This is a genomic window from Yersinia alsatica (assembly GCF_902170305.1).
Lineage (GTDB): Bacteria > Pseudomonadota > Gammaproteobacteria > Enterobacterales > Enterobacteriaceae > Yersinia > Yersinia alsatica.
This window is the reverse complement of the sequence record NZ_CABHWW010000023.1, coordinates 158560-170914: the sequence shown is the minus strand read 5'-3', so window position 1 is coordinate 170914 and position 12355 is coordinate 158560. Positions and strand designations below refer to the sequence as shown.

Here is a 12355-nt window from a genome sequence, read left to right as displayed (position 1 = left end):
TTTTTATTGTCAGCTTTAAATACTCCCCATACTTTGGGGAGTATTTATATGATTCACTACCGTATTAAACCGCTTTTTCTGATTCTACTGAGTTTTGATTGCGACTGATGGCAACTTTGAATACCCAGTAGATAACGCTGGCAGCAACCAATGAGTTAATGGTCGGAATCCCCCACTCAGTCACTAGCCCCACCACACTGCCGGCAATACTGGCAATTATTGCCACCCAGCCGATGGCCGGTGTTTGATTATCATCAGGCAGTTTCCCTTCCTGGCGGCTTTTATCCAGAATTTTGCGATGAGATCGCAAAATATAATAGTCCACCAGCATAATGCCGATAATTGGCGGGAATACGACCCCCAGAACTGTTAGGAAATCGACAAAACGGTCCAATATTCCCAATACAGACAGCGTGGTACCCAATACACCAATAACTAAGGTGGTGAAGGTATATTTCAGCTTTTTACCGGTTAAACCTTCAACTGCGTTAACAATGCCGAGTGATGAAGAGTACAAATTGAGGTCATTAACCCTTAATGTAGAGAACACCACAACCAGCAGACCCGCGCCACCAGCCGCTTGGGACATGATAGTCACGACATCTGCCGTGCCGAGAGTTTTAGCAATCAGGATAGCCAAGCCATTGACGATGAACTCCCCGGCAATAATGGTGAAAATCGTCACACCAAGAACATGCTTACCATTTTTGGAATAACGTGTCAGGTCAGGGGTCATCAGACTCGCCACAATGGCTCCCCCAACAACAATAGTAATACCCGCGCTGATCGGCAGAGGGTCACCCGGTGGAACTAACTGGATGATTTCGTGAATATTATGGCCTGACAAGGTAGTTATAGAGATATAAGCTACCAGCAAAATAAACATTGGCACCGCGATGCGGGCGGCAATACGCAGTGCTTTAAAACCAAAGGCGACCAAGATAGTTAGCAAGCTACCCGATAAGGCTGCAGCAAACCCAAACCCAAGTTTATGACCCAGTGCAAAATCCAGAGATTTAGCAAAAATAGCGTTTTGAATGCCAAACCAACCGAGCAAACTGACGGCAACGACAATCCCGATAAGTACCGATCCTAAGCGACCAAAACCACACCAACGGGCTAGCAAACTGCCGGAAATCCCTTCACGCATCCCCGCAAGACCCAGACCGTAAGTCACCACACCAAATATTATGCTGCCAATGAGGATTGCAGTGAATGCATCAGCCAAAGTCATGGAGTTACCGAGTACCGCACCCAGCATGAATTGATCCAGCGCGGTTAACATCCCCATATGTACGATGGCGACACTTAAAAATGAAACCCTTTTATCCTGTGGCACTCGGCTCAATGGATAATCTTCAATTTTGATCACGATAAGGTGTACCCTTAGTTGTCAGATAAACTGGATCCCTTTTGCCACCAGTCGATCCGGAATATAATTATCCAAATTTGCAAATTTGCAAAACTCCTCAAATTGTTGCAACGTGTGGACATCAGATTTTTGATAAATAGTATATATTCTATTTTCTATCGTTTTAGTACTGATGTTATATATCTTGGCTATTTCTTTAACGGAAAATCTTTGCAGCATTAAAAATATAACGTCAAGCTCAGCCCGAGTAAATGTACTGTTATTAATTTCAGTTGTCAGAATACTGGGTTTTTGTTGATTGATATATTTTAGAGGGGATAAAGTATTAAGTGGTTTGGCGCTCCACATAACACCGATAACTTCTTTTCTATCATTATAAATAGGCAGTTTTTCACTGATAAAGGGTGTCAAAGTCTCTTTACCATACCAATAATGTGTTTCTATTACGGTAACGCGGTCTTGAGTCTCGCCAGTCCTTTTATCATGTTCAATAAACTCAGGGGAAAATTCAGCCCAATGCGCTGGAAACTCATCATCCATCTTCCCTTCTATATCAAAACTCAATGGCGTATTGGTATAGAGGTAAGCAGCCTTATTCATATAGATATGGCGAGAATTTAGATCTTTAATGCCCCATGGTTCACTTAAGTGTTCCATCATGGCAATAAGGCCCTTGAAATAAATTTCATTATTTTTATCGGGCAAATCCATGGCGACCTCGCCGATCAAAAATGGGTTAAAAGTCTTTCGCCAAGTAGAATCTAGTATGCTTTTTAGCATACCCGCCTAAATTGCCATATACGCTGTAACCTAATTTTTCATAGAAGCCTCTGGCCTGAAAATCGAAAGTGTCCACATAAGCCATATGACATCCACGCTTAATCGCTTCTTCTTCCGCCTTTTCCATTAGCTGGCGACCATAACCGCTTTTACGATATTCATCGCTGACCCAAAGGTATTGAACCTCAAGCCCGCCCCACCATGTCCTGGCAACTAATCCTGCAACAATTTTACCGTTGTCGTCGGTAACAGTGACGAACAATGGGTGAATGTCTACGATTTCCGTTTTATTATTGTGAGCCCAAAGACCATTGATGACATACTCCTCGTCTTCTGGGTTTGGCGTATCCGTAACGTTGATATTCATTTTCGCAACATACCTTCCTGTGTTAATAATTATAATCAAATTCATTCATTCCAACCACCTGTAATATCATTTTCCTTAAAGTGTTACAAGAGTGGTTTTCACCCGTTCCCGCCATCGTATTAAGTGTCTATATTTATTGGGACAGAGCCAAAATATATCAATACAAGTTGTATGGGTAATCTGTTTTTTTCAAGCTCTGTCTGCAAATGCTGATATCGCCTCACCAGGGCCTCATCGGGGAAGTTCATCCATAATTCACGGCTCCACCCGTAGAGCAAGAATAACTTGCCAGAGGGAGGAGCCGCTCTTCGAGATAACGATCCATAAACCCTACTACTTAATATTTATAAGACTGGGAATAGGATATTTGGCGATAGCAGGGAGTATTGAGGGAGCGGCTTCCACAGTGCGTCGCAATATACGCTGCCGGAAGCCACGATGAATAGCTGGATTACTCGTCGAAGAACCAATAACCTTGATTAACCAAGTCGGTTAACTCAGTGATAAACGCCGGATTATTTAAGGCTTCACCTAGCTCTTTTTTCCCAATAGTGGTGTAGCGGCACAGTGCATCAGCGGCTTTAGGATCGACAGTATCCAGACGCTCATTGTTGATGAAGAAGCTGTCAGCAACTCGTAGAACTCGTAGCCCACTCAAGCGCGTCAAAACCGCCCCTTGTTTCAAGGCATCGGCAATCTCATCTTGCTCGTAAGGCGGCTCTGCCGGGGCAATATCCAGCTCATGGCGCGGTGTTGTCGCGAAACGGCCAAACCACTGTTTAAAATCTTCCGGCTGATTAATCATGTCGAGCATCATCTTGCGCAAGCGGTCGAGCTCATAATCTTCCACTCGCCCCGGATGCTCCCGGCATGTTAAATCTGGGTCGCTGTAGTGCTCACCGCCAAGATCGTTCTCTAACACGTAATCAGCGAAACTGCTGATTAAATCCCTCCCGTTCGGCCCACGAAAACCGACTGAATAGTTAAAGGCTGTTTCATGGGTAAAACCGTCGTGTGGGAAGCCCGGCGGAATATATAAGATATCACCCGGCGCCAAGTCTTCATCAATGATTGGCGTGAAAGGTTCGACGTGCAACAGGGCTGGGTGCGGGCAAAACTGCTTCAGAGGCAACTTATCACCAACGCGCCAACGCCGGCTGCCCATCCCTTGAATGATAAAGACATCATACTGGTCGATATGGGGTCCGACACCGCCGCCCGGAACAGAAAAGGAGATCATCAGGTCGTCTAAGCGCCAATCCGGTAACACCCGAAATGGGCGCACCAGTTCGGCTGACGGGGCATGCCAGTGGTTAACCGCCTGCGCCAATAACGACCAGCCAGTTTCACCCAGATTATCAAAATGCTCAAATGGCCCATTACTGGCCTGCCACTGACCATTGTTATGGCTGACCAGACGGCTATCGACTTCAGCTTCCATCGCCAAACCCGCCAGTTCATCCGGCGTAATAGGGTCAACAAAGTTTGGGAAGGCATTTTTCAATACAACAGGCTGTTTTTGCCAGTATTTCTCTAAAAATTCGGGCCAATTAAGATTCAGTTGATAAGCCATGCTTTCATACCAGTAAGAAGAAAAACGGCCCTGATTATAAAGTGGCGAATACCCAAGCCGCCTTGTCATTGGTCAAGGCGGAACCAATCTTGGCGAACGACTCTCTAGCGATAAGGAGATAGCCACAGTGCGTTGGTTTTCTCTTTGTGGATCACATTTTTGGGATGCCGCTATTCCCACATAAAAATCGCGTGTTATTATTCACGATGTAAATCCCTTTCAACTCATACCGAGGCTTGATGCTGGAGAATGTAATCATCCGATAATCAGCTTGCCGACCTTTTCAGGCCGGACTGGTTATCAATGCGCCGAAATCGAATGCGGACACCGCTGTGTGTTTGCACGTTTTGCACATGATGATTAATAGGTTTCCAGTATGAATTTATCCCGTCAGGAACAACGTACCTTACACGTTCTCGCCAAAGGTGGACGTATTGCGCACATCCGTGATACCTCCGGGCGCGTCACATCAGTTGAATGCTATAGCCGCGAAGGGCTGCTGCTCAGCGACTGCACACTTGCCGTCTTCAGAAAACTCAAAACCAAGAAACTGATTAAGTCCGTCAATGGTCAGCCATACCGCATCAACACCACCGGGCTAAATAACGTTCGTGCCCAGTTGGATAATTGCTAAGACGTTAGCGATGAACACTTTGTTTTCTCAGAACATAGTGAAGACTGAAAGTGGGTGCTGGTTTGATTTCACTAGAATGGCTCGCAGCATCAACAAATAAAATAATGCCCCTGTCTGAGGATGGGGGCACAAGGAGTATCTATGGGTATCAGCGATATCATTCTTATTAATCAACCGATAAAACTGTCGGCAGATGAAAGTAAAATCCCTTGGGATGCCCCCGACTTTAGCCAGCGCATGCTGGATAATCACCTGTCGCAGGAGCATGACTGGGCTAGCCGGAAGCTCGTGATCATCGAGCAGCAGGTAGACTGGATTGCCCAGCAACTTTCCGCTAACGCGCGGGTTCTCGATCTCGGCTGTGGTCCGGGGTTCTATAGCCAGTTACTGGCACAACGCGGCTTTCACTGTACTGGGGTGGATTTCTCGCCAGCCTCTATCGAGTATGCCCGCCAACAGTCGCTGGCAGCAGGACTCAACATCGAATATCAACAGCAGGACGTCCGGGAATATTCCCCGGCTCAACCATTCGATTTCATTATGATGACTTTCGGTGAAATCAATGTTTTCAGTGCCACAGAAGCCCGGGATCTGCTGCGCCGCTGCGCACAGTGGCTGGCTCCGGGAGGAAAATTGCTAGTAGAAGTGCATGATTTTGATGAGATAAAACGTCAGGGTCTGGCAGAACCAAGTTGGCAGCGCTGCCCACAGGGGCTGTTTCTTGCCACTCCACACCTATTGCTGACGGAGAATATTTGGGATGAGCCGGCACAGACCAGTTCAACATTATTCTGGGCAATAGAAGAAAATGGTGCTGTCACGCGGTTTGGTAATCAAATGACGGCATGGCGAGATGCTGAGTATCAACAACTGCTGACCGAGTGCGGTTTTCATCTGCCACAGCGGGTCGATATTACCGCATGGCCGGTGAGTAAGACATTTGAAGGAAAACTGTTTGCCTTACTGACTCAGGTCGGCGCTTAACAACTTTATCAGCCTGGTGCTTCAGCCAGGCTGAATAGCGAGTAGAGAGTTATGTGGGATGATTGCATTCACCGCCTTGATATCGATAACCAATGCCATGCACAGTGCGAATCAATACAGGATTAACGGGGTCGAGCTCAATAGTTTTGCGCAGCTTGGAAATGTGCTGATCCAGTGTCCGGCTCTGCGGTAAATGGTCGTATCCCCACACCGCATCAAATAGCATATCCCGGGTAACAACGCGATTTTTATGCTGATAAAGATAGCGCAGAATATTGACTTCGCGCAGTGACAACTCAAGGCGCTGCTCAGCGCGAGTCGCACACAGCTCATTAGGAATAACCGTCAGATCCCCAAACGGAAAGCCAGCATCTTCTTCCGAGAGCGGCGCCTCTCGTAGGCAACGGCGGGCAATAGTCTTGATTCTGGCGCGCATCTCATGAATACCAAAGGGCTTACTGATGTAATCATCCGCCCCCAGTTCTAATCCAATCACCCGATCAATCTCTTCATCCTTGGCTGACAGAAAGACGATGGGTATCTGCCAATTGTGCTTGCGGATCTCTCGACAGACTTTGTAACCATCAAGTTCCGGCATCATGATATCGAGAATAATAAAATCCGGCTGTTGTTGACGATATAGCGCCAGTGCCTGAACACCATTTTCTGCCGCGATAGGGTGATAGCCTTCATGCGCCAAAACCTCCATCAGGCCATTGCGAATATGGGCATTATCTTCGGCAATTAATATTTTCACTTTGATGGCTCCTTGCCTATGTTGGCTTTTTCATCCGGGGTGATGGGCAGTTTAAGGGTAAAACAGCTACCCGTTGGGCCACTGCTGACTAAAATTTCGCCCTGCAAACTTGTCGCCAGTTGTCTGGCAATGGTGAGCCCGATACCGGTGCCTGATACACCCTCGGTAATGTGGCTTTTCACTCGGTAGAAAGGTTGGAAAATGGCTTTCAGTTCTTTGGCTGCCATACCGCTGCCGTAGTCTTGTACCCGAATCAGCACCCTGTTGTCGGACTGCTCGGCAATCAACTCCACCCGCTTTCCCTGCGCCGCATATTTCTCGGCGTTGCTGAGAAAATTACTGATAATTTGCGTCAGCCGATCGACATCAGTTGTGAGGTGAATATCGCCATTAACTATCAGCACCAATTCCATATCTTTCGCGGCAAAAGCGGGCGTAAAAGCGTGGTAAATATTGTTTAGTAATGGGCGCAAGATTACAGGCTGCCAGTGTACTTTTGGCGTATTGGTAAAACTGAGGATATTTTGAATAAGGCGAGATAGCCGCTGACTCTCATTGAGGATCACCGCAAGATAGCGCTGGCTGGGGCTAGAGGGCGGGCTCTCTTCCGGCTGTAATTCCTGAAGCATTTCGGCATACAGAGAGATATTGGTCAGCGGCGTTTTTAGCTCGTGGGATACCTGCCCCACAAAACTGACCTGCTGCTGTGCGAGCCGCAACTGGCGGGTGTACTCGCGGTACAGATACAACATTGCCAACCCGATAATCACCATCAGAAGCCCCAACATCAGCCCGCCCCAGAGGTAAAGAGGAGTGCTGTTCACCGCTTTAGCATAATAGTCTATCTGCCAGGCGCTCAGTGGGTAAGGCAGGTGTTGAGAGTTCAATGCAACCCGATCACTGGCCAACGTCTGATGATCACTTTGGTAGAGTAAGCGCCCATCATCCAGCACCTGCAATGTATTCGGCGCATAGTCAAAATCCAGCGAGTTAATCACATCAGACAGTAGTTTGACGTAGGAAACCTTAAAACCAATAACATGGCTGCCCTGCTGCCGCCAATAAATAAGCAATGGATCGCTAGCGTCACGGCTAAGATACCAGCCGGAGGTTGGCTGGGTCTGTTCGTCGGTAAAATGATGGCTGTAGAGTATGCTCGGGTCCTGCACGATGGGAGTGATGGCCTGCACCCAGCTTTTTTCTTTCTCCGTCAGCGCAAGCTCGGTATTGGGGAACAAAAGCTGATTTTTCTTCAGCACAAACAGAGCATCAACACTGCTCTCCTGAGCGACCAATGCATTGAGAGTTTCGCTGTCCAAATTAATATAGGCAGCAATCGAGCTAAGGCGCACTGCATTTTGATTCAATAGGTCCAAAATAACCGTACTGACTTGCTCAGTATGGCTCTGGGCTAAACGTTGGTTTTGGTAGTGCCGTAACAGCGTTTCATGGGTCAGCGTACGATAGCCAAAATAGGCAATCGCGGAAAAAATCACGAAGGTGATAAACGTAAAAAGAAACAGACTTCTCGACGATTTCATGTTCCATCCCATGGAAACGCTGAGCCAACCTACTGACTCAGCATTAAAGTTAACTGTTACTTCTGCTGCTGTTTGACATTGTAGTTCTGTTCTTTTAATTCCTTACGGTAGGTGGCAGCATCTTTACTGTCAATATCCTCCGCCAGCTTGAGCTGCTTAGTGGTGCTCTCTCTCACTTTTCTCTCGGCGACAGGGCTAGAGAATGACATAGAACCTAATGCAGCAGCATTGGATTCTAATACTTTCTTCGCCTCCTCCTTATTCCCTGCATCGATAAGTCTGATAGCTTCGTCATTGGCCAGAGCCGTTTTTTGAATCTCTGATTCCGCCAAAACTTCTTCCAAAACGGCATCACTCACCTTAGCTACCGACTTGCTATAGCTGACGATAACCCGCTCATTGACGTTATCTTGCCGCTTACTGCTGAGGTTAAGATAACTAACACTGACGTCGGCCAGATTTTTTTTCTGATTATCACTCCCTTTCTCTGGTATCACCTCCAGCAGAATGTATTTCTCCTGATTGGAGTAAAGCTGGTTTAGCTTCACGTTAACCGTATTACCAGAGATATCGCCGTCACGGCCTAGCAGCCGGACCGGTTTCACTTGATTGTTAGTTTTAATCTGGACGATGACATCTTGTGCCACCACTGACATCACATCCTGAAACTCTTTGGTAAAAGCACTCTCCAAATCGGCGGAATTGGCCACGAAGGAGTGATTACCGTCACTGTAGCCAGCAATAGCCGTCATCAGGTCTTCGTTATAGTCCTCACCCAGACCGATAGTGGTGATAGCAATCCCCTTCTTTGCAGCCATTCGAGCCAGATCGGAGAGCTCACTGATGGAAGTTGGGCCAGTATTTGCCTGACCATCAGACAGCAGAATGATGCGGTTCACTTGCTCAGGACTCAGGTTTTTATCCACCTGACCAATGCCCTTACTGACGCCGGCAAATAAGGCCGTCATTCCCATCGGGTGGATATGCTGTTGAATCTTGGCAATCAGCGCTGGCTTATTATTGACTTTAGTTGCCGGAATAATGACTTCAGCGTTGTTGTCATAGGCCACCACCGAAAGCGTATCGCCAGCATCAAGCATATTTACCGCCAGAATTGCAGCCTCTCGCGCCTTCTCGATACGATCACCGGTCATTGAAGTAGAGCGGTCAATCACCAATGCCAGATTAATTGGACTACGACGTTTGCTGTCGAGATTAAAGCCAGTCAGAGATATTTTTAGGTAATTTTTATCTTCACTGTTGGCCAACATGACTGGCGCAGAAAGTTCTGATTTAACAGTAACGGCGGGGGTTGCCGCCTTGGCCATAACAAACAGCGGAAGCAGAAACAATACAAATAAAGTTGCTGCCTGTTTTATTCTCACGACCTGTTTTATTAACATGATAAAACCTCTTGTGCAGGACTCAGGGAGTAGTGCAGCGATTATTCATCTTATCATGCGTCGAGTTGTCTGTTTGCTGTATAAAGTTGTCAAAAGTTTGTAAAACAGAGCGATATCGCCAAAACTATCTGAAGAATCAAGTTTTGCTAATTCTTCGTTAGTTAATGTATGACCAGCCTGGGTTGCATCAATATTTAGACAAACAGCACCTTGGCCGAGGGCTTTCAGGTTAATGTCACGATAAGGATCTCATATCTCAATTGAGTCAGTTATTTAAACACAGCTTATTTATCAGAATGTATTACGGCGTAAAACTAGCAGAACGAGAAAAAGATTATTTTCACAAATAGAAAACAGGATTTTAAATATAGCAATTAACTCTGATTTATTACTACTCACTGATTTTTATCAAGCCAATTTGTTCGAGAAATCGTTTAGTTTTATGGTACATAAAAGCCATCCTTTAGCCTATTACGCTAAAATTGACCACATCCCATCAGCACAATATTATTAAAGTTATTTATCTAATTTAGTAAAAGCAATTATTGCTCAAATTTTTAATATTTCCTCTAAATTTTGATATATAACCGTTATTTTAGATATGTATGGTAAGTAACTATATCGATTCTATTTATCAGTAAACAGAAAAGAGAATGGATTATGCAGATTAATAGTGCAAAACCGATCGTTAGCAGACAAACAGTAGTTAAAACATCTAAATAACATCATTTTAGGTTAAATTAACAACATAAAATACCGGATAAGCAACTAACTGTAATTTAGTCCAGTAAAAGTCTGAGTGACTATTGAAAGAGTTACTACTAAATATTAGGATTGGCACTATATGTTGTGCTTTTTAGATATTTAAACACAATATATACTATATCAATACTTCTATTAAAAGGATTTAGCTCATGAGTAAAAATACGAAACAAACATCTGGCAAGGTAGCTTCCGTTGCTGCGAAAACTTTGAATGATCCTAACTCTTCTGCAATCCAGAAAAGCCTTGCTGGTTCTGCTCTCTCTCAACGAGGGACACCAAATCAGACAAGTGGAGAAATGGAACATAAGGCATCTGCTGCACTTGATAACCCACATTCCAGTGAATTAACCAAGCAGTTAGCAGCTTCTGTATTAGCACAAGCGAATAAAGAACGTAAATAAATACTGTTTTGGCTAAATATTAGGGGCTAACGCCCCTTTTGTGCAAGGCTGACTACCTAGCGATTCAGGAGTTGTCAGTAGAGCCTCAGGATATTTCCCCAACGCCAGCATCTTTTCTTGCCCCCTAAACAATAGGGTAGCCATCACTATCTTCAAACTTATAAGCTTTTGCCTCAGACTTAGCCGTACGAACCCTCACACTGTACTCAATTGATGAAGATTGAAAAAACGAGGGAAGCCTTTGTAGTGGTCAAGCAAAACTGGCCACGGTTTTAGAGTTTTTCCAGAACAATCGTTCTGATTCATTTGGCGTCAAACCACCATTATATTGATGATGTCTGAGCTGGCTGTAATATCCCGTGATGTAATGTGTTATCGCGATGCTGGCTTCGCTAAAATTAGCGTATCCTTATCCCGCCCCCACTCTGTTTTCAGACTTCTAAAAAAACGTTCCATTGGACTGTTATCCCAGCAATTCCCCCGGCGACTCAGGCTTTGCTTTATCTGATATCTCCATAGTAACTGTCTGAAATGCCTGCTGGTATAGTGGCTACCTTGGTCCGAGTGATACAGCAAATCAGCTGGTTTTCCTCGTGCCTCCCAGGCCATGGACAGCGCTTTAGCTGTCAGTGCAGAGTCCGGGAAAATGACATCGCCCAGCCAACCGGTTTACGGGAAAACAGATCAAGCACAACGACTAAATAAGCCCAGCGTTTACCCGTCCAGATATAAGTCACATCACCGCACCAGACCTGATTAGGCTCGGTTACTGCAAACTGACATTCCAGATAATTGGGGATCTCTACGTGTCTCTTAGACGCCTTTTTATATCGATGACCAGGCTGCTAACAGCTGATGAGATTAAGTTCTTTCATTAGCTTTGTTGCCCGCCAGCGGCTCAGTTTTACGCCTTTGGTGGTGACCATCGCGGCAATATTACGTGCACCTGCGGAGCCATTACTTTCGCGATAAGCTTCACGAACCATGCTGAGTAATACTACTCGTGTGGCATCAGGCCTCTTTGGCTGCCGCCAGTATTTATAGCTGCTGCGATGAACCCCAAACACGTTGCACACAACGGCAACAGGAAATCGCGCCCTGAGTTTCTCAATTAATGAGAACTGTTCAGGGAGTCTGACATCAAGAGCGCGGTAGCCTTTTTTAATATATCTCTTTCCATTTCAACGCGTTGAAGTCTTTTCTTCAGCTCGCGTATTTCAATCTGCTCAGGTGTCATTGGTGAAGCTATGGGTGATTTTCCCGCTCGCTCTTCTTTCAACTGGCGGACCCACTTATCCATCGTAGATTTACCGACATTCATTGCCGTGGCAGCGGCGGCAACAGTGTAATGCTGATCGAGAACCAACTGAGCGGCTTCGAGGCGAAACTCAGGGCTAAAATTACGTCTGTTACGTCCGGTCATAATGTCACCTGTTTTTGATTATGAGGCGATGATATCACCTCTATTCAGGTGGCCAAATTAACTATGCCACTACATATCTCATTATGCGCGGGTCACTATCACGGGAAAAATACTGCAAGTACTGTAAAACCAACATTCACTGTATCAATACATCCCAAACAGGCTGCTGACCCCTAAGGTTCTCACCGCATAGCTTTACTACACATTATCTCAAAGTAATTTCATGGGCCGCCATACGTACCGGAGGCGGATCCAACCATGCATAAAACGTAGGGTAATTAAGAATGTCATTATGTATCAGCTCATCAGAACCCCCCTGACAACAGAGGGCTTACGAGTTAATAGTGCAAATATT

Annotated in this window: 9 protein-coding genes and 2 pseudogenes; 3 read left to right on the top strand and 8 right to left on the bottom strand. The window is 45.7% G+C overall.

Features of this window, described 5'->3' with window-relative positions; genetic code table 11:
* Nucleotides 1–64: 64 nt before the first annotated feature.
* From FTA96_RS12430 to FTA96_RS12415, 4 genes are all read right to left on the bottom strand, one after another.
* Nucleotides 65–1372 (bottom strand): cytosine permease, encoded by a 1308-nt coding sequence (locus FTA96_RS12430; RefSeq protein WP_145535302.1) that lies wholly within the window; start codon nucleotides 1370–1372, stop codon nucleotides 65–67.
* Nucleotides 1373–1393: 21 nt separating this feature from the next.
* Nucleotides 1394–2083 (bottom strand): helix-turn-helix transcriptional regulator, encoded by a 690-nt coding sequence (locus FTA96_RS12425; protein ID WP_050133321.1) that lies wholly within the window; start codon nucleotides 2081–2083, stop codon nucleotides 1394–1396.
* Between the two features lie 25 nt (nucleotides 2084–2108).
* The gene (locus FTA96_RS12420) at nucleotides 2109–2519 is read right to left on the bottom strand and encodes a GNAT family N-acetyltransferase (protein ID WP_050109583.1); all 411 of its coding nucleotides are present in this window, start codon (nucleotides 2517–2519) and stop codon (nucleotides 2109–2111) included.
* 451 nt (nucleotides 2520–2970) lie between these two features.
* Nucleotides 2971–4092: a ribosomal protein uL16 3-hydroxylase gene (locus FTA96_RS12415; RefSeq protein WP_050121668.1), complete on the bottom strand. Its 1122-nt coding sequence runs from the start codon at nucleotides 4090–4092 to the stop codon at nucleotides 2971–2973.
* Between the two features lie 376 nt (nucleotides 4093–4468).
* Between FTA96_RS12415 and FTA96_RS12410 the strand changes: the two genes are divergently transcribed.
* Together FTA96_RS12410 and FTA96_RS12405 are read left to right on the top strand one after the other, a co-directional pair.
* Nucleotides 4469–4726, top strand: coding sequence for a YjhX family toxin (locus tag FTA96_RS12410; RefSeq protein WP_050109569.1), 258 nt, complete (start codon nucleotides 4469–4471; stop codon nucleotides 4724–4726).
* Nucleotides 4727–4867: 141 nt separating this feature from the next.
* Nucleotides 4868–5698: pseudogene (locus tag FTA96_RS12405) on the top strand (class I SAM-dependent methyltransferase); the annotation flags it as partial.
* A gap of 61 nt (nucleotides 5699–5759) precedes the next feature.
* Here FTA96_RS12405 and FTA96_RS12400 read toward each other — a convergent pair.
* From FTA96_RS12400 to FTA96_RS12390, 3 genes are read right to left on the bottom strand one after another with little or no spacing between them, the layout of a single operon-like run.
* On the bottom strand, nucleotides 5760–6467 hold the full coding sequence (locus FTA96_RS12400) for a response regulator transcription factor (RefSeq protein ID WP_050109571.1): 708 nt from the start codon (nucleotides 6465–6467) through the stop codon (nucleotides 5760–5762).
* Nucleotides 6464–8008, bottom strand: coding sequence for a sensor histidine kinase (locus FTA96_RS12395; protein ID WP_145573910.1), 1545 nt, complete (start codon nucleotides 8006–8008; stop codon nucleotides 6464–6466). Before FTA96_RS12395 ends, FTA96_RS12400 begins: the two co-directional genes overlap by 4 nt.
* 56 nt (nucleotides 8009–8064) lie before the next feature.
* Nucleotides 8065–9411: a vWA domain-containing protein gene (locus tag FTA96_RS12390; protein WP_145573908.1), complete on the bottom strand. Its 1347-nt coding sequence runs from the start codon at nucleotides 9409–9411 to the stop codon at nucleotides 8065–8067.
* A 914-nt stretch (nucleotides 9412–10325) separates the two neighbouring features.
* Here FTA96_RS12390 and FTA96_RS12385 point away from each other — a divergent pair.
* Complete coding sequence (locus FTA96_RS12385) at nucleotides 10326–10577, top strand: hypothetical protein (RefSeq protein WP_050109574.1); 252 nt, start codon at nucleotides 10326–10328, stop codon at nucleotides 10575–10577.
* A 250-nt stretch (nucleotides 10578–10827) separates the two neighbouring features.
* Here FTA96_RS12385 and FTA96_RS12380 read toward each other — a convergent pair.
* Nucleotides 10828–12000, bottom strand: a pseudogene (locus tag FTA96_RS12380) (IS3 family transposase).
* Between the last annotated feature and the right edge of the window lie 355 nt (nucleotides 12001–12355).